This window comes from Pseudomonas antarctica (genome assembly GCF_900624995.1).
Lineage (GTDB): Bacteria > Pseudomonadota > Gammaproteobacteria > Pseudomonadales > Pseudomonadaceae > Aquipseudomonas > Aquipseudomonas antarctica.
In genome coordinates this window covers 94,848-111,598 of record NZ_UYXQ01000003.1, presented here as the reverse complement: position 1 = coordinate 111,598, position 16,751 = coordinate 94,848, and the positions used below count along the sequence as shown (strand labels likewise).

The following is a 16,751-nucleotide window of genomic DNA, read 5'->3' as shown; positions in this document are numbered from 1 at the left end:
CATGTTTTGTAGAGCAGGCGGAATTGGCGCGATACTGAGCCTCTGGGTTGGTACTGACCAACGAATTATCCTAAGACACCCTTTAGCAGGACTAAACGCTATGACCCGGCCCCTTCATGGCCAGACGTACGTCTGGCTGCACGTTTTTTCCTGCGCTGCGCGGCATTTGTCGTTCACCCGCTGCGCCGAAGAACTGCACATCACGCCGGGGGCGGTGAGCCAGCAAATCCGCCAGCTGGAGGAGCGTCTGGGTTTTCGGCTGTTCCATCGGCGCGCGCGCGGTGTGGAGTTGAGTGCCGAGGGGCAACGGCTGGCGGCGACGGTGGGGGAGGCCTATGGCAGCATCGATGCGGAGTTGCAGCGGCTGGACGCGGGGATGATCAGCGGCACGTTGCGCCTGCGCTCAATCCCGTCGTTTCTCGGCAAATGGCTGACCCCGCGTTTGCCGCGTTTGCAGCAACGCTTTCCGGATATCCAGCTGCGCATGGTCGCTGAAGACAGCAGCATCGCGCTGCACGAAGGTGACTTCGACTTGGCTATCGACCTCAATGACGGCAGCTACCCCGGCCTGTTATCCACCGCCCTGCTCGATGAGCAGATTTTTCCGGTGTGCGCCCCCAGCCTATTGCGCGGTCGCCCGCCGCTGCATGGCCCGGCCGACCTGGTGCATTTTCCGCTGCTGCACGACATCACCGCCTGGCGTGGGAGTTATGAATATGCCGAGTGGGAGTTTTATCTGAACGCCATCGGCTACCACCACGCCGACGTACGGCGTGGCCACACCTTCAACCGCAACCACCTGACTATCGAAGCCGCCATCGCCGGCATGGGCGTGGCCATCGCGCGGCGCACGTTGCTCAACGATGAGCTGGAGCGTGGCACCTTGATCGTGCCGTTCGGCCTGGCCGTGCCGAACCATAAACGCTATGTGTTGCTGTACGCGCCGGGCGCGCTGAACCATCCGGGCGTACGCGCGGTGCATGACTGGCTGGTGGAGGAAGCGGGGGTTTTTCGCGGATTGCACCCGTTGGGAGAGGGGCAATTATGAGGTTCGCTGGGCGTAAGAAGATGTAACTAACTCCCCACCCTAACAGCGATTTTGCTCGTCGTCAGGCTTAATTTGTAAAGTTGGATTTATCTTTGCAAAGGGCTTGAAATGTTCTTCTGACTGCTCAATTGTGTAAACAAGAGGTCATGGTTTCACCACCCCGGTGTTGCAGTTTGTGACCTCCTGCGAGCTAGCTGAAATAAGGGAAGAACTATGCAAATCCAAGTCAATAGCGATAACCATATTGAAAGCAGCATCCGACTGGAGGAGTGGGTACGTACTACCATTGAGAGCACGCTCGAACGTTATGAAGAAGACCTGACCCGCGTCGAGGTCTACCTGAAGGATGAGAATGGCGACAAGCCCGGTCCCCACGATCTAAGTTGCCGCCTGGAAGCGCGGCCAAAAGGCCATCAACCACTGTCGGTCCTGCATAAGGCCGATACCCTGGAACAGGCGATTGATGGCGCAGCTACCAAGCTTGAGCATGCGCTGGAGCACTTGTACGGTAAGTTACGCGGCAAACCACGCGCCGCCGGGCAAGCACTGCCTGATACCAAGGCCGACGAGGCCGAACTCGAAGAGGAATTTCTGGAAAACGAACAGGCTACGCTTAACGGCTAATAGCTGACTGTTTTTTCAACCCCAACAAAACGGGCCTGCATCTGCAGGCCCGTTTTCGTTTACCTGCCACGTCGGAAGCAATACCCGCTTAGCATCGCCAAGCCGCCGGCACCCAAGCCCGCAAAAAGCATCGCCCAACCGGCGCCGTGGCGCAGGGCCGCCTGGGCATCCGCGCGGGCCAGGCCTAGCGTGTCCAGCTTGCCTGTCGCAATGTTTTGGCTGATGGCGGGCCAATCCAGTGCCGAGCTGGCGGGCAGCACGCCGCAGAGGTGATGGCTGATCCCCAGCAACAGCACCAGGCCCATCAGCGCGATGTTGAGCGACAGGGTAATCAGCCTGGCGCTGAGGTCGATGCCCGAGGCCATGCCCGCGCGGTCGGCTGAAACTGAACCGGTGGTGGTGTTGGTGGTGGGCGAATTAGTCAGCGCCAACCCCGCGCCGGCCGTCACGCAACTGACCAGTACCAGCACAATACTCGCGTGCTCGGCAGCATTGGCCGCGGCCATGGCGATAAACCCCGCGCCCATCATGCCCAGGCCTAAAGGAATGATGCGCTCGGCGCCGTAGCGCAGGGCCAGCCGTTCGGCCAGCGGCGGCACCCATAAGGTCGGCAAGGTGTAGGCGAGCAGGGCGCCGCCGGTGGTCAGCGTGTCGTAGCCCAGGCCGGCCTGGAAGTAGAGCGGCAGGTAAATCATGAACGGCCAGAAGCTGAAATTCATGCCGATCGAGCCCATCAGCGCGCCGTTGAAGCGCGGGATGCGGAACACCGAGACATCGAACATCGGGTGCGCGCTGCGCCGCTCGACAGTGATGAACAACAGCAGCCCGACCAACGACAAGCCTGCCCAGCCAAGCATGGCCGGCGTGCAAAAGCCGTTCTCGCTGCCCTGGGTGATGAAGTAAACCAGCGCGAACACCGACAGCGTCAGGGTCAGCATGCCGGCGATGTCGAGGCGGTGGCCGGCCGGGTCACGGGACTCTTGCACGCTGATGCGCAGCAGCACGAGGGTCAGCAAGGTCAGCGGCACATGCACCAGGAACACCCAGCGCCAGTCCGCGACTGCCAAAATCAGCGCGCCGACCATCGGCCCGAAGCCCAGGCCCACGCCAGCGATCACGCCCCAGATCGCGAAGGCACGCGCACGCGCCGCCGGCTCGCGGAACTGGTGCGAAAGAATCGCGAACTGGCAAATCATCATCGCCCCGGCGCCCACGCCCTGAACAAACCGCGCGGCGATCAGCGTGGACGCGTCGTTCGCCAGGCCACAGGCCAGCGAGGCCAAGCCAAACAGCCACAAACACAGTACCAGCATGCGCCGCCGCCCAAAGCGATCGGCCAGTGTGCCTGCCGCCATTAGCACGCTGGTACAGGCCAAGGTGTAGGCATTCATGATCCATTGCGCATCCTGGAAACCCGTGCTTAGTTGCTGTTCCAGGGTTGGCAGGATCACCGGCACGCTGGAGATTTCCAGGCCGAACATCAGGGCTACGAGGCAGACGGCCGTGAGGGCCAGGCCATCTTTGGCGGTGCGCGGTGCGCTGACGGCCGATACGGCGGCGACGGGTGGCATGGGATATTCCTTTCGATTAGGTGGTCACACCATTCTCGCGGGAACAGGATTCTTTATTTGTGATAAGTTTTCCTTCAATAGGGGAATCAAGAGCGACAACGAAAGCATGGCGACTCCGCGTTTTGAGGGCGTTGAACTCTTTCTGCAAATCGTTGAAAGCGGCAACCTGACCGAAGCTGGCGAACGGCTGAACCTCACGCGTTCGGCCGTGGGTAAAGGGTTGGCGCGGCTGGAGGCTCGCCTGGGCACGTGCTTGTTGCAGCGCTCCACGCGCCGCCAGCGGCTGACCGAGGACGGGCAGGCTTACTACGAACATTGCTTGCGTGCACTGGCCGAGCTCGAAGCCGCCGAATCGGTGCTGGAGAGTGGCCGGCAACAGCCGCGAGGGCGGTTACGGGCGAGCCTGCCACTGGCGTTCGGTCACCATTATGCGGCGCCTGCGCTATGGGGGCTGATGGACCGGTTTGCGGAACTGGAGATCGAGATTTCTTTTTCGGACCGCCTGATAGATGTGGCCCAGGAAGGTTTCGATTTGGCGGTACGCATTGGCCCGCTGCCCGACACTGACCGCCTGAGCGCACGCCGCTTGGGCGAGCAAGCGATTGGCCTGGCCGCAGCACCGGCGTATTTGCAACGCTGCGGACGAATCGAATGTCTTGAGGATTTGGCCGGGCATCGGGGCATTGCCTACCGCTGCAGTGCACCGCGCCTGGAGTGGGAATTGAACGATGCCCAGGGTCGCCCACACCGCGCACGGGTTGCCTCGCCCCTGATGATGGACGACCTCCAGGCCGTGGCAGATGCAGCCATTGCGGGCGTGGGTCTGGCCTGGCTGCCGAGTTGGCTGATTGCGCACTATGTACTGCGCGGCCAACTGGAAGCGGTACTGGCGAGCTACCGCGACCAGCCTGCGCCGATCCATGTGATTTGGCCCACGGCCGCACACATGCCGGCCAAGACACGCTGTGCCATCGATGCCTTGGTCGCCGGCACCCCGAGTTGTCTGGCGGGCAGCTAGACCCCGTTGCCCACAGCGCCCACAGCGCCCACAGGGTTTTGCATCGTTTGTAAGGTGCCACTTCTTAACCAGCGTTCTATGACTCAGGCAATCAGAACGCGATAGACGTCTGCACGTACACCGTGCGCGGTTCACCCACGTATTTGCCTTTGTTGTTATCGTCGAACGAGCGTGTGTAGTACTGCTTGTTGAGGATATTTTTTACCCCGACTGCCACGTTCAAATCCGACAGTTGTGGGCCGAAGTCATACGCTGCGCGGCTGCTGAACAGCATGTAGCCGGGGATGCGTCCATTGGCACCGTCGGCCGTTTCCGCCTGGGTGTTGGCGTTGTCGGCGAACTGGCTGCTCTGGTAGCTGCTGTCCAGGTTGAGCTTCCAGCGACCTTCTGTGTAACCGACGCCCAGGGTGCCTTTGTGCTTGGACGAGAAGGGCACGCGGTTGCCTTTGTTCGAGCCGTCTTCGCGGATGCTTGCATCGACATAGGCGTAGGTGGCGTACACATCAAACCCGGCCAGCGCCGGGCTCAAGCCGTCGAGGGCGTAGTTGATGCTCGACTCAATACCCTGGTGGCGCGTTTCGCCACGGGCAATCACCGAATCGTTGGTCTGGTTACTGTCGTACTGGTTGTCGAAGTTGATCAGGAACGCGCCGATTTCCGCCCGCAGGGTGCCGTTGTCGTAGCGCGTGCCGAGTTCCCAGGTGCGGGCTTTTTCCGGCTTCACTTCGCCGCTGCTCACGCGGTTCGGCATTTGACTGTACTGCACGCTGCCGAACGAGCCTTCGGTGTTGGCGTAGAGGTTCCAGTCTTCGGTGAGGTGGTAAAGCACGTTCAATGCCGGCAACGCGGTGTTGTAGTCGCCCTTGTACTTCACGTTGGTCAGGTTGTTGGTCTGCTGGGACTCGATCATCTCGTAGCGAATGCCCGGGGTGATGGTCCACTTGCCGATATCAATGCGGTCATCGACGAAAAACGCATTGGCTTCGGTGGCGCCACGCGTATCGCGGTCGTTGCGGCTGTTGGTGTCGGGCAGTTGCTGGTTGGCGCTGATCGGCGTGCGGTAGCGCAACTCATGGCCGGCTTCGTTGATGTAGCGGTAGCCGACGCCGACCTCGTGGCTGCTCGGGCCGAGGTCGAAGCCTTGGGCAAAGCGGGTTTCCAGGCCGCGTACCCAGTACTCGCGGGGTGACAGCGAGAGGAAGTTGCCCTGGTCCAGGTAGCCATTACGCAACGTGGTGGTGAAGAAGGTGTTGGCGGTGAATTCGCGGCGGTCTTCCTGGTAGCGGTAACCGGCGTTGAACATCGTACGGCGGCCCCAGAATTTGTCGTAGGGGCGGGTGGATTGGTACGGATCAGCCTTGTAGTCCTTGACGTTCAAGCCACCGGGCATATCGGCCTGGCCTTCGTAGTACTGCGCCATGGCGTTGAAGCTGTTGGCGTCGTCCAGCTGGTATTTACCTTTGAGGATCAAGTCGTCGATGCGCGTGTTGCTGTTTTCGCGCCAGTCGCCGCCACGGGTGCCGGAGTACAGAATCGCGCCGCCCAGGCCGTTATCGGCCGTGCCGCCTGCCAGCAAATTGCCGGTGGTCTTGAAGCCATCATGGCTGGAGGACGGGCTGGTCTCGGTCTGCAAACCGCCTTTGACGGTGGGTGCATCCGGGATCGCGCGGGTCACAAAGTTGACGATGCCGCCGACGTTTTGCGGGCCGTAACGCACCGCGCCGCCGCCGCGTACTACGTCCACGGCGTCCATGTTGCCCATGCTGATCGGCGCGAACGACAGTTGCGGTTGACCATAAGGCGCGAAGGGCACCGGAATGCCATCCATCAGTACCGTGGAGCGCGAAGCCAGGCGTGGGTTGAGCCCGCGAATACCAAAGTTCAGCGCCATGTCATGGCTGCCGGTGCCGTTGTTTTCCGGGGCGTTGACGCCGGGGATGCGGTTGAGCACATCACGCGCCTGGGTTGCGCCCTGGCGCTCGAACTCTTCGCGGCGGATCACATCACGCGCGCCGGGGTGTTCAAACACATTGGTTTGCGCCGCGTCGCCGAGCCAGTCGCCGACCACGTTAGAGGTTTGCAATTGGAGGGTGGCAGGGGCGCTGGCCGGTTGCAGGCTGTAGGCGTTTTCGCCCTCGGCGCGGGCGTGCAGGCCAGTGCCTTCGAGCAGTTTTTGCAAGCCTTCGTCGGCGCTGTAGTTGCCCGACAAACCACGGCTTTGTATACCCGCCGTGATCTCGGAACCGAAGGAAATCAGCACGCCGGCTTCGCGGCCAAATTGATTCAATGCCGCTTCCAGCGACGCCGGGGCGATGTGATACGGCTTGGCTTCAGCGGCCAGTACCTGCGGCAGCACGGTAAAACTCAGGCTGGCGCCAAGTAGGAGTTGGCGCAAGGTGCGGGCAAGAAGTGTCGGTTGCTGGGGCATGAAGGGCGGTCCTGAGAAGGTAGGATCAAGGTGGCTTTCCTTCTCTGTCACGCGAGGTGTGGAAAACGGCTCATTTCTTTTAAAAATAATTTACGCGCGTGCCTGGACCGTCACCCAGTAACGGGTAAAACGCCGCACTTTGACCGGCAGGCTGACTTCCAACAGGTCGAGGATGCGTTCGCTGTCATCCAGCGGGTAGCTGCCGGACAGCAGCAGGTTGGCCACTTGCGGGTCGCAGTTGACCTGGCCACGGCGATAGCGACCCAACTCGGCAAGGAAGTCTTCAAGGCGCATGTGCGCCGCTACCAGCATGCCGTCCGCCCAGGCGCCGCTGTTGGCGTCGGTAGGGCGCGGGGTGTCCCAGCCTTTGCGGGTGAAGTTGACTTGGCGCGAGGCCTCGACGGTCAGCGGCAGGCCGCTGTAAGTCTTGGGCATCACGTCGACATGGCCGTCGAACACTGCCAGTTGGGTATGGCCGTTGAATTGGCGCACATTAAAGCGCGCCGCCTGGCTACTGAGCAGGCCTTGGCCAGTCAGCACGTGCAGGGGCGTATCGCCGGGGCGGGCGGTGAGCAATATTTCGCCTTCCAACAGGCGGACCAAACGTTGGCTGCCGTCAAAATGCACATCCACCGCACTGCCGGTGTTGAGCTGCAACTGGCTGCCGTCGGCCAATTGCACCTTGCGGCGTTGGCCGACGGGGCTGCGGTAGTCGGCGCTCAGCGGCGGCAGAATATGCTGCTGGCGCAGGCTCCAGGCCGCAGCCGAACCGGCGCCGAGGATCAGCAGCAGCTTGAGGGCCTGGCGCCGGCTGCTGGATGTCGGCGCGTTCAACGCCGCGTGCGCCAGCGGCGAGGGCATGCCGCGCAGGCGTTGGTTGACGCGCTGGATATGGTCCCACGCGCGTTGGTGCTCGCTGTGGGCCTGCAGCCATTGCTGCCAGGCGGCTTGCTGGCGCGGGTTGAGCGCGCCTTGCTGCATTTCCATCAGCCAGTGCACAGCTTGCTCGGCGACTTGCGTGGAGACGTTCATAGGGCGAAGTAGCAGCGCATGGCGGCTTTATTCAGGTGGCGTTTGACCGTGGCGATGGAGATGCCCAATTCAGCGCCGATTTGCGCGTAGGTCAGGCCGTCGAGCTGGGCCAGCAGGAAGGCGCGTTTGACCTGGACGGGCAGGCCGTCGAGCAATTGGTCCAGCTCCATCAGCGTTTGCAGGATGATTGCGCGTTCTTCTTCCGACGGCGTCACGTGTTCGGGCATGTGCGCCAGTGCGTCGAGGTAGGCGCGCTCCAGGTCCTGGCGGCGGTAGAAATTGAACAGTACGTGCTTGGCCACGGTGGTGAGGAAGGCGCGGGGTTCGATCAGCGTCGGGGTTTCCCGCCCTGTTAGCACGCGGATGAACGTGTCCTGGGCCAAGTCGGCGGCGCTTTGCGGGCAGCCAAGCTTGCGTCGCAACCAGCCGGTGAGCCAGTGATGATGGTCGTTGTACAGAACTTCGACGGTATTGGACGGCTGCAACGCAATCACTCCACAAGCATCGGTATGCTTTAGAGAACAAGAATTGTTCGCATTTTAGGGTGCGTGACGAGGTTCGGCAATCCGGCAAGGCCGGTGATTCATCCGTTCTCTTTTGCTTATGAGAATATTTATCATTAATATTGCGCACTGATGAACCTGGCGCCTCCCGCATGAAAAGCAAAACCTCACTGCCCGTTGCCTACCGCCTTGCCGTCACCTCGCGTGTGTTGGCAGCGGTGGTGGGCGGTTATCTGATGGCGTCCCTGGCAGCGGTCTGCCTGGCGTTGTGGATACCCACGTCCCGCGCCGACGCGGTGATTACCGGGATGATGAGTTCGTTCGTGTTCTACCTGCTGGCGGTGCTCTGGTGTTTTGCCTGCCGCACGGCGTGGCGCGCCTGGGCGGGTGTGGTCTTGCCGAGTGCGTTGTTCGCGACCTTGGCCGGCGTAGGTTTCTGGATGGCACGCACATGAAAGAGGGCTTTCGCCAGGCGATGGCCTGGTTGCACACGTGGGCCGGGTTGATCTTTGGCTGGCTGCTGTTTGCGATTTTCCTGACCGGCACCTTGGCGTATTTCAAAGACGAAATTACCCATTGGATGCAGCCCGAAGTGCAGGCTTATCCACTGGACGATGCGCGCAGCCTCGCCGCTGCCCAAACCTATCTGCAGCAACAGGCGCCCAATGCCGCGCGCTGGTTTATCACCCTGCCGGACAGCCGTGACCCTGGCCTGTCGGTGATGTGGCAAGACAAAGTCGACCCCGGCAAACGCGGCAATTTCATCCAGAAAGTCCTCAATCCGGTCACCAGCCAAGTGGTCGAGGCCCGTGAAAGCAGGGGTGGCGAATTCTTCTATCGCTTCCACTTCCAGTTGCAAATGCCTTACCCGTGGGGCCGCTGGTTGTCGACCATCGCCGCGATGGTGATGTTCGTCGCGCTGATCACCGGCCTCATCACCCACAAGAAAATCTTCAAGGACTTCTTCACCTTCCGCCCGCGCAAAGGCCAGCGTTCCTGGCTCGACGGGCACAATGCGGTCGGCGTGCTGGTGCTGCCGTTTCATTTGATGATCACTTACAGCAGCCTGGTGATCTTCATGAGCATGGTGATGCCCGCGCCGATCGTGGCTTCCTACGGCGACGACAGCCGTGGGTTTTTCAATGAAGTGTTCCCCAACACCCACAATGCGACGGCGCTCGGCCAGCCAGGTAAATTGCTGCCGTTATTGCCGATGTACCAGCAAGCGCGCGAGCAATGGGGCGGTGGGCATGTTGGCCGTTTAGTGGTCAACAACCCGGGCGATGTGAACGCCTCGGTCAATGTGGTGCGTTCAGGTGCCGACCGCGTGGCGCATGATTTCGGCAGCAGTGTGTCGTTCAACGGCACCACTGGCGAGGTGTTGCGCGTCAGTGGCGAGCAGTCGCTACCCGCTGCCATTGGCGGCAGCTTCTACGGCCTGCACATGGGCCATTTCGCTGGCCCGGTGCTGCGTTGGTTGTACTTTATCTGTGGTCTTGCGGGCACGGCGATGATCGGCACGGGCCTGGTGATCTGGCTCGGCAAGCGCCAACTCAAGCACGCCAAAACCGGCGTGATGCCGTTTGAACTGCGGCTGGTGGAAGTGCTGAACATCGCCAGCATGTGCGGGTTGATGATTGCCATCGCAGTTTTTTTCTGGGCCAACCGTTTGTTGCCGGTGAACTTCGCCGAGCGCTCCGACTGGGAAGTGCAGGCCTTTTTTATCGCCTGGGGCTTGAGCGTGCTGCACGCCGTACTGCGTCGAGGTCGTCAGGGCTGGGTTGAGCAACTGAGCTTCGCCGCGTTGCTGTTTGTGGCGATTCCACTGCTCAACGCGCTGACCACCTCGCAGCATTTGGGTGTGTCACTGCTCAGCGGTGACTGGGCCATGGCCGGTTTCGACCTGACGTGCCTGGCCAGCGGCCTGTTCCTGACCTGGGCGGCCTGGAAGATGCAGCACCGCACGGCGCCGCAGCCCAAGGCCCAAGGCGTACGTGCGTTGACGCTCAAGCAGGAGGCGAACTGAATGTTGCTCGCGCTGCTGATGTGCTACGCCGGGTTTACCGCGCTGTGCCTGTCCACCGACCGCCATCACGGTGAGCTGCTGCACAGCAAGCCCTCACCCGTGCGACGCCTCACATTACGCACGGCCGGTGGGTTGCTGCTGGGGCTGTCGACTGGGCCTGCGACGGTTGCCTCGGGCTTGGCCCAAGGCCTGGTGGAGTGGTGCGCCGTATTGATGCTCAGCGCATTGCTGCTGGTGTTGCTGTTGCCGTATCGGCCAAGACTGGCCTTGATCCTGGCGGGCGTCGGCCTGCTGGCCAGCCCTGTCGCGGCGTTCGCCTTATTCTGAGCCTCCCATGATCATCAGCACGCCACCGCAACCCCAAGACAGCCCGCACACCGATGCGGCCGGTGGGCGTGCGCATTTCCTGCAGGTATTTTTGTCGCAGCGCGCGCAGATGGAAGCCCTGGTCAGCCGCCGCGTGGGCTGCCGTGCCACGGCGGCCGACCTGGTGCAGGACCTGTTCCTGCGGTTTTGGCGCCGCCCGTTGGTGCAGGTCGAAGAACTCAGCACCTACTTGCTGCGTTGCGCTGGCAACATCGCCATCGACCACTTGCGCAGTGAAGGCGCCCGTGTACGTAGCAGCGAAGGCTGGCTGCCGGAGCAACAAGACAACCAGGGCTCCGAGCCCCAGGCAGCGCTCGAAGCGGGCAATGATCTGCGCCATGTCGAAGCCGCCCTGCGCAGCCTGCCGGAGCGCACCCGGCAGATTTTCCTGCTCAACCGCATCCATGGCCGCAAGTACGCGCAAATCGCCAAGGCGATGGGGCTGTCCCAAAGTGCGGTGGAAAAACATATGATGCGTGCCCTCGAAGCCTGCAAGGCCAGCCTTCGCGAACCCATGCAGCCACGCACGCCAGGGAAAGCACCGTGAACGCGACCCCCACACCCTCCCAAGAACAGGCCGCCCTCGACTGGCTGAGCTTGCTGCACGACCAGCCCAGCAGCGGTGACCAGGCAACGTTCAGCCGCTGGTTGCGTGCCGACCCTGCGCACGTCGAGGCCTACGCTCAAGCGCAGGTGCTGTGGGAGATAAGCGAAGTGCCGGCACGCACACTGGCGGACGAAGACGCCTTGGCCTTGCAGGGCTACCTCCATGCGATGGATACCGCAAAGCGTTCGCGCGTGGTGCGCAGGTCTTGCGCCTTGGCCATGGTCGCCTGCTTGCTGGTGATGGTGTCGATGGGCGGCGGTTGGCAGCCGTGGCGCTGGGTCGATGACGTTGGCGCCGATTACGTCACGGCACCGGGGCAAGTGAAAACTGTGACCCTGGCCGATCGATCCCAGGTCACCCTCGATGCCGACAGCGCCATCGCCGTGGATTTCAGCCACGGCGAGCGCCATATCCAGTTGCGACGCGGGGCGGGTTTTTTCAGCGTGACCCATACCGGCCAGCCGTTTGTGGTCGGCGCTGGCAGTGGCGAAACGCGGGTGCTGGGGACGCAGTTCGAAGTGCGCCTGCAACCGGCCGGGGCCCAAGTGACAGTGTTGTCCGGCCGGGTTGGCGTGACGCCGTCCAAACAGGGCCAGCAGCAAATTCTGACCGCAGGCCAGCAACTGGCCTACGCCGAGGGGGTGGCTGAACCGATGCACACCGTCGACAGCGAATCACGCCTGGCCTGGCGTGACGGCTGGCTCAACTACTACAAGGCGCCGCTCGCCGACGTGGTACAGGACCTGCGCCGTTACTACCCTGGCCGAATCCTGCTGCTGAATGATGAGATGGCCGCCAAACGTGTCAGCGGCAGCTTTCCGAGCAAAGACCCACAGGCGGTGTTGAATGCCTTGCAGGCGGTGCTCGGGTTCGAACAGCACAACCTGTTGGGCCGCATGATTGTGTTGCGCTAGTTACATATCAAGCCTTAATGACGCCTAAGCATCCTCAAGTCGGCCTCTACGCCCCGTGCCCCACGGTGCCTGCAGACCGTTCACCGAACCTTCATCGCAATCACCCAGACCTGTCACCAAACCGTTACACGTGGCGTGGATCATCCTCGGGTTCCTGAGCAAGTGGTCAGGAAGCTAAGCGTCGTCTGCCAACCCAGTGCCGGCGCGACTGCCCCATACAACAGAGCAACGTCAGTAAGGGATCTACAGGTGAACTACAACAATCTTTATGCCCTGCTTTTAGCCTCGGGCCTGGGTGGCTTTGCGCCGCTGGTTTTGGCGGACGACGCTCAGGATGTGGGCTCGGTGAATATCGCCGGTAAACAAACGCTGGGCAACGGCCACATGATTCGCGAAGAAAGTGCCAAGGCGCGGTCGACGGTGACCAAGGAAGCCATGGACCAAATGTCGGCGACCGCCAACGCCATCGACAAGCTCAAGTACACGCCAGGCATCAACGTTTCCAGCGATGACGCCAGCGGTACCAGCGGCACCAACTTCACCATGCGTGGCATGAGTTCTGACCAGCTCGGTGTGTCCGTTGACGGCGTGCCGATCAACGACTCGGGCAACTACAGCGTGTATTCAAACCAACTGGGCGACCCGGAAAACCTCGCCGAAGTGTTTGTCACCCAAGGCTCCTCCGAGGCGGACGGCCCGCACATCGGTTCCAGCGGCGGCAATATCGGCATGATCACGATTCGGCCGACTAAAGAGTCCGGGTTATTTGCCAAACAGATCGTCGGCGCCAATGACCTGCGCAAGACCTTCGTGCGGTTGAACACCGGCGATTTCGGCGGCCTCAAGACCTGGGTGTCGGCATCGCACCTGGAAAGTGACAAGTGGCGCGGCAAAGGCACGATGCGCAGCGACAAAGTCGAGTGGAGCAGCCTGTTCGAAGATGGCAGTGGCAACTCCACACTGGCGACCGTCAAATACAACAACCAGGAAAACTACAACTACAACACCCTGAGCAAAGCGCAATTTGAGAACGAAGGGCGGCGCAAGGACTACGCGCAAACTCCAGTTTACAAGTCTGGCCTGCTGTCTTCGTCCTATAAGCTCAACCGCAATCCGTTCGAAAGCGTCAATGCCACGCTCACCCAGCGCTGGCAGTTGCAAGACAACCTGGCGCTGACGGTTACGCCGTATTACTACTGGGCCAACGGTGGCAGCTTCAGCGGCCAGACCGCGTCGAACCTGGGGCCCAAATCCGACAAGGCCGGCAACTACGACCTGAGCAACCTGAAATCGGCCAACTACTACCGCCCTTCGTGGACCGAAACCTGGCGCCCTGGCGTCACCGCGAAAATGAAGTGGGACATCAACGAAGAACACAGCCTGGACTACGGCTACTGGTATGAACGCGCACGCCAGCGCCAGACCCAGCCCTTTATCGGGATCAACAGTGAAGGCGCGCCCAGTGATGTGTGGGGCGACTACAACGGCGGCGGTCAGGTGGTCGACAAGAACGGCGCCACCGTCCAAGGCCGCCACTACTACACGGTCACCCCGTCGCAGAAACTCTGGGTGCAGGACAGCTGGCAAGCCACCCCCGACCTGAGTTTTGTCGGCACCTTGGCGTACCAATACGTCGAGCGTGACGGCAACAACCTCGGCAGCCTGTACGACAAGCCGGAAAAACGTAACACCCGCTACCACCAGTTCCTGCCGGGCTTCAGCGCCAAGTACCAGGTCGACGAGCGTAACCAGACGTTTTACAACGTCACCCGCAACATGCGCACGCCGCCGAACTACGTGCTGTACAACAAGGGCGACTCGGTGAGCCTGAAGTCCGAGTTGAGCTGGAACCAGGAACTCGGCTGGCGCTACAGCGAAGACGACATGGCGTTGAGCGCGACCTTGTTTTACATCAGCTTCAAGGATCGCCAAGTGTCGACCACCGACTCCGCCGGTGACTACATGGTGCTCAACGTCGGTAGCGTCGAAAACAAAGGCCTGGAGCTGGAGTGGAGTGGCCTGCTGCCACATCACTTCAACTACTACGCCTCGTACACCTATACGAAGTCGGAGCAGCAAGACAATTTGCTCAGCAAGAACGTGTTATTGCCGACGGCGGGCAAGCAACTGGCCAACGTGCCGGAAAACATGTTCAACCTGGTATTCGGGTATGACGACGCGCGGTTCTACGGCAACATTGCGGGCAAATACGTCGGCAGCTTCTATGGCGATTTGACCAACAAGGAAAAAATCGAAGGCCGCACGGTGTTTGACCTCAACGCTGGTATTTACTTGCCGGTGGACAAGAAAGTCATCCAGTCGGCGACCTTGCGCTTCTCGATGCTTAACGTGTTCGACAAGGAATACCTGAGCTCGGCGCGCACCGTGGCGTTCAACTCGGCACCGGTGAATGGCTTGGCGCCGAGCACGGCGTATTACAACGTCGGCGAAGAGCGCACGGCAATGGTGTCGCTGGAAGCCAATTTCTAAAGACGCTGCAACACTAAATGTGGGAGCGGGCAATCCCGCTTCCACATTTGAGGTCGCGTTACTTGAGGGCAGCCATGATCGCTTCAGGGTTGAACTCGCGAATCAGCGTGCCATTGACGTCCACAAACGGAATCCCGCCGCCGCCCAACGCTTCATACGCCTTGCGCGCCTGGGCGTCCTTCTCGATATCCAGCGCCTGGTACGCAATGCCTTTCTGGTCCAGAAAGCGGCGGATCTGCTTGCAGTAGCCACACCACTCGGTCGAGTAGAGCACCACGCGCGCTGAAGCGCGTACCTGCTCCGACACCACCTGCGAGGGGTTGAACAATCGCTCGATCTTGCCCCAGTTCTGGATCACCACCACCAACAGCAACACCAGCAGGACCTTCTTGAAAACCCCGCCGAGCATCAGTTACGGCGCTTGAGCTGGTCGGTCAGTTGGGTCGGCAGGCCCTTGATGATCAAGGTGCCGGCGGCTTCGTCGTACTCGATCTTGTCGCCCAGCAGGTGTGCCTCAAAACTGATCGACAGGCCTTCGGCGCGGCCGGTGAAGCGGCGGAACTGGTTGAGGGTGCGTTTATCGGCCGGGATTTCCGGCGACAGGCCGTAGTCCTTGTTGCGGATGTGGTCGTAGAATGCTTTTGGTCGATCTTCATCGATCAACCCCGAGAGTTCTTCCAGGCCCATCGGCTCGCCGAGCTTGGCTTGACTGCTGGCGTAGTCCACCAGGGTCTTGGTTTTCTCGCGGGCGGATTCGTCCGGCAGGTCTTCGCTTTCAACGAAGTCGCTGAACGCCTTGAGCAGGGTGCGGGTCTCGCCCGGGCCGTCGACGCCTTCCTGGCAGCCGATAAAGTCGCGAAAGTACTCCGAAACCTTCTTGCCGTTCTTACCTTTGATAAAGGAGATGTACTGCTTGGACTGCTTGTTGTTTTGCCACTCGGAGACGTTGATGCGCGCCGCCAGGTGCAACTGGCCGAGGTCGAGGTGGCGTGATGGGGTCACGTCCAGTTCATCGGTCACCGCCACGCCCTCGCTGTGGTGCAGCAGGGCGATGGCCAGGTAGTCGGTCATACCTTGCTGGTAGTGGGCAAACAGCACGTGGCCGCCGGTGGAGAGGTTGGACTCCTCCATCAGCTTTTGCAGGTGCTCGACCGCTGTGCGGCTGAAGGTGGTGAAATCTTGGCCACCGTCGAAATATTCCTTCAACCAGCCGCTGAACGGGTGCGCGCCGGACTCGGCATGGAAGAAACCCCAGGCCTTGCCTTGCTTGGCGTTATAGCTCTCGTTGAGGTCGGCAAGCATGTTCTCGATGGCTGCGGACTCGGACAGCTCGGAGTCGCGGGCATGCAGAACTGCGGGTGTGCCGTCGGGTTTTTTGTCGATCAGGTGAACAATGCAATGACGGATCGGCATAGGCTTCTCGGCTGGTTGAAGGGGAGCGGTTGGCCTCCCCAAAAAGTCGCCCAGTGTACCGCACCCATTGGGCATGGCACGCTTCGAAGGACGTTTTGGCTGCTCTCCGACGGGCTATCTGCCTTTTTTTCACGGTTTAGAGCGATAAAGCTGACCAAATGGGTATGTTGAGGCGGATATTTCCTCGTCTCTGTGCTAGTTTTGCCCCGTCTTACGCCAAGACTCGGCGTTAAGCGTGCATTCAGCATCTGTCAGGTCGAACCAATCCCCGTTTCAAGCATCTATAACCCCGATCTCCGTGGTTATGGCCGGGGGTGCCAGGCCATGACGGTCGGGCTCGATGGCTGACACTGCACTCTGCAATCCATATGAATTTGATAGGGAAGGAACACCACAATGGCTATTACTAAAGACCAACTGATCGCTGACCTGGCTGAAGCAGTAGACGCACCGAAAACTACCGTGCGCGCTCTGCTGGACCAACTGAGCCAAGTTGTTGCTGATCAGCTGGAAAACGGCGGCGAAATCACTCTGCCAGGCGTTGGCAAACTGAAAGTGACCGAGCGTCCTGCCCGTACTGGCCGTAACCCTTCGACTGGCGCTGCCATCGAAATCGCTGCCAAGAAAGTTATCAAGCTGGTTGTGGCCAAAGGCCTGACCGACGCTGTTAACAAGTAAGACGCAGCAAAAAAAACCGTGCTCCGGAGCGAT

16 protein-coding genes are annotated in these 16,751 nt (G+C 60.9%); 10 read left to right on the top strand and 6 right to left on the bottom strand.

Annotation, left to right across the window (positions count from 1 at the left end; translation table 11 throughout):
• The first annotated feature begins 100 nt into the window (after positions 1 to 100).
• Complete coding sequence (locus tag E0F99_RS03425; RefSeq protein ID WP_083360000.1) at positions 101 to 1,048, top strand: LysR substrate-binding domain-containing protein; 948 nt, start codon at positions 101 to 103, stop codon at positions 1,046 to 1,048.
• Between the two features lie 213 nt (positions 1,049 to 1,261).
• Positions 1,262 to 1,672 (top strand): HPF/RaiA family ribosome-associated protein, encoded by a 411-nt coding sequence (locus E0F99_RS03420; RefSeq protein ID WP_083359999.1) that lies wholly within the window; start codon positions 1,262 to 1,264, stop codon positions 1,670 to 1,672.
• A 59-nt stretch (positions 1,673 to 1,731) separates the two neighbouring features.
• On the opposite strand, the gene E0F99_RS03415 is transcribed toward E0F99_RS03420, so the two are convergent.
• Positions 1,732 to 3,243, bottom strand: a complete 1,512-nt coding sequence (locus tag E0F99_RS03415; RefSeq protein ID WP_083359998.1) for an MFS transporter — start codon at positions 3,241 to 3,243, stop codon at positions 1,732 to 1,734.
• Positions 3,244 to 3,349: 106 nt separating this feature from the next.
• Between E0F99_RS03415 and E0F99_RS03410 the strand changes: the two genes are divergently transcribed.
• The gene (locus E0F99_RS03410; protein ID WP_130908705.1) at positions 3,350 to 4,261 is read left to right on the top strand and encodes a LysR family transcriptional regulator; all 912 of its coding nucleotides are present in this window, start codon (positions 3,350 to 3,352) and stop codon (positions 4,259 to 4,261) included.
• Between the two features lie 91 nt (positions 4,262 to 4,352).
• On the opposite strand, the gene fecA is transcribed toward E0F99_RS03410, so the two are convergent.
• The 3 genes from fecA to E0F99_RS03395 all read right to left on the bottom strand — a co-directional run bounded on the left by fecA (position 4,353) and on the right by E0F99_RS03395 (position 8,206).
• Positions 4,353 to 6,689: a TonB-dependent Fe(3+) dicitrate receptor FecA gene (gene fecA / locus E0F99_RS03405; protein ID WP_083359996.1), complete on the bottom strand. Its 2,337-nt coding sequence runs from the start codon at positions 6,687 to 6,689 to the stop codon at positions 4,353 to 4,355.
• 90 nt (positions 6,690 to 6,779) lie between these two features.
• The gene (locus tag E0F99_RS03400) at positions 6,780 to 7,721 is read right to left on the bottom strand and encodes a FecR domain-containing protein (RefSeq protein WP_083359995.1); all 942 of its coding nucleotides are present in this window, start codon (positions 7,719 to 7,721) and stop codon (positions 6,780 to 6,782) included.
• Positions 7,718 to 8,206: a sigma-70 family RNA polymerase sigma factor gene (locus E0F99_RS03395; RefSeq protein ID WP_083359994.1), complete on the bottom strand. Its 489-nt coding sequence runs from the start codon at positions 8,204 to 8,206 to the stop codon at positions 7,718 to 7,720. The genes E0F99_RS03400 and E0F99_RS03395 overlap by 4 nt, the downstream gene beginning before the upstream one ends.
• 170 nt (positions 8,207 to 8,376) lie before the next feature.
• Here E0F99_RS03395 and E0F99_RS03390 point away from each other — a divergent pair, with 170 nt between their 5' ends.
• The 6 genes from E0F99_RS03390 to E0F99_RS03365 all read left to right on the top strand — a co-directional run bounded on the left by E0F99_RS03390 (position 8,377) and on the right by E0F99_RS03365 (position 14,627).
• A complete protein-coding gene (locus tag E0F99_RS03390) occupies positions 8,377 to 8,679 on the top strand; it encodes a DUF3649 domain-containing protein (RefSeq protein WP_083359993.1) in 303 nt (100 codons plus the stop codon).
• Positions 8,676 to 10,250 carry a PepSY-associated TM helix domain-containing protein gene (locus E0F99_RS03385; protein WP_083359992.1) on the top strand — a complete coding sequence of 525 codons (1,575 nt, stop codon included), beginning with the start codon at positions 8,676 to 8,678 and terminating at the stop codon, positions 10,248 to 10,250. The genes E0F99_RS03390 and E0F99_RS03385 overlap by 4 nt, the downstream gene beginning before the upstream one ends.
• On the top strand, positions 10,251 to 10,577 hold the full coding sequence (locus tag E0F99_RS03380) for a DUF3325 domain-containing protein (RefSeq protein WP_083359991.1): 327 nt from the start codon (positions 10,251 to 10,253) through the stop codon (positions 10,575 to 10,577).
• Positions 10,578 to 10,584: 7 nt separating this feature from the next.
• Positions 10,585 to 11,163, top strand: a complete 579-nt coding sequence (locus tag E0F99_RS03375; protein ID WP_083359990.1) for an RNA polymerase sigma factor — start codon at positions 10,585 to 10,587, stop codon at positions 11,161 to 11,163.
• A complete protein-coding gene (locus E0F99_RS03370; protein ID WP_083359989.1) occupies positions 11,160 to 12,137 on the top strand; it encodes a FecR family protein in 978 nt (325 codons plus the stop codon). The genes E0F99_RS03375 and E0F99_RS03370 overlap by 4 nt, the downstream gene beginning before the upstream one ends.
• 249 nt (positions 12,138 to 12,386) lie before the next feature.
• Positions 12,387 to 14,627 carry a TonB-dependent receptor gene (locus tag E0F99_RS03365; RefSeq protein WP_083359988.1) on the top strand — a complete coding sequence of 747 codons (2,241 nt, stop codon included), beginning with the start codon at positions 12,387 to 12,389 and terminating at the stop codon, positions 14,625 to 14,627.
• Between the two features lie 58 nt (positions 14,628 to 14,685).
• On the opposite strand, the gene E0F99_RS03360 is transcribed toward E0F99_RS03365, so the two are convergent.
• A complete protein-coding gene (locus E0F99_RS03360) occupies positions 14,686 to 15,036 on the bottom strand; it encodes a glutaredoxin family protein (RefSeq protein ID WP_083359987.1) in 351 nt (116 codons plus the stop codon).
• Positions 15,036 to 16,040: a nucleoid-associated protein YejK gene (gene yejK, locus E0F99_RS03355; RefSeq protein ID WP_003171997.1), complete on the bottom strand. Its 1,005-nt coding sequence runs from the start codon at positions 16,038 to 16,040 to the stop codon at positions 15,036 to 15,038. The genes E0F99_RS03360 and yejK overlap by 1 nt, the downstream gene beginning before the upstream one ends.
• A 396-nt stretch (positions 16,041 to 16,436) precedes the next feature.
• Between yejK and E0F99_RS03350 the strand changes: the two genes are divergently transcribed.
• Positions 16,437 to 16,718 (top strand): HU family DNA-binding protein, encoded by a 282-nt coding sequence (locus E0F99_RS03350; RefSeq protein WP_003188840.1) that lies wholly within the window; start codon positions 16,437 to 16,439, stop codon positions 16,716 to 16,718.
• Positions 16,719 to 16,751 lie beyond the last annotated feature (33 nt).

Bases quoted from the DNA above. Each gene is read 5' to 3' on its own strand.
- E0F99_RS03425 (WP_083360000.1), top strand. From the start codon at position 101: ATGACCCGGCCCCTTCATGGCCAGACGTACGTCTGGCTGCACGTTTTT.
- E0F99_RS03420 (WP_083359999.1), top strand. From the start codon at position 1,262: ATGCAAATCCAAGTCAATAGCGATAACCATATTGAAAGCAGCATCCGA.
- E0F99_RS03415 (WP_083359998.1), bottom strand. From the start codon at position 3,243: ATGCCACCCGTCGCCGCCGTATCGGCCGTCAGCGCACCGCGCACCGCC.
- E0F99_RS03410 (WP_130908705.1), top strand. From the start codon at position 3,350: ATGGCGACTCCGCGTTTTGAGGGCGTTGAACTCTTTCTGCAAATCGTT.
- fecA (WP_083359996.1), bottom strand. From the start codon at position 6,689: ATGCCCCAGCAACCGACACTTCTTGCCCGCACCTTGCGCCAACTCCTA.
- E0F99_RS03400 (WP_083359995.1), bottom strand. From the start codon at position 7,721: ATGAACGTCTCCACGCAAGTCGCCGAGCAAGCTGTGCACTGGCTGATG.
- E0F99_RS03390 (WP_083359993.1), top strand. From the start codon at position 8,377: ATGAAAAGCAAAACCTCACTGCCCGTTGCCTACCGCCTTGCCGTCACC.
- E0F99_RS03385 (WP_083359992.1), top strand. From the start codon at position 8,676: ATGAAAGAGGGCTTTCGCCAGGCGATGGCCTGGTTGCACACGTGGGCC.
- E0F99_RS03380 (WP_083359991.1), top strand. From the start codon at position 10,251: ATGTTGCTCGCGCTGCTGATGTGCTACGCCGGGTTTACCGCGCTGTGC.
- E0F99_RS03375 (WP_083359990.1), top strand. From the start codon at position 10,585: ATGATCATCAGCACGCCACCGCAACCCCAAGACAGCCCGCACACCGAT.
- E0F99_RS03360 (WP_083359987.1), bottom strand. From the start codon at position 15,036: ATGCTCGGCGGGGTTTTCAAGAAGGTCCTGCTGGTGTTGCTGTTGGTG.
- yejK (WP_003171997.1), bottom strand. From the start codon at position 16,040: ATGCCGATCCGTCATTGCATTGTTCACCTGATCGACAAAAAACCCGAC.
- E0F99_RS03350 (WP_003188840.1), top strand. From the start codon at position 16,437: ATGGCTATTACTAAAGACCAACTGATCGCTGACCTGGCTGAAGCAGTA.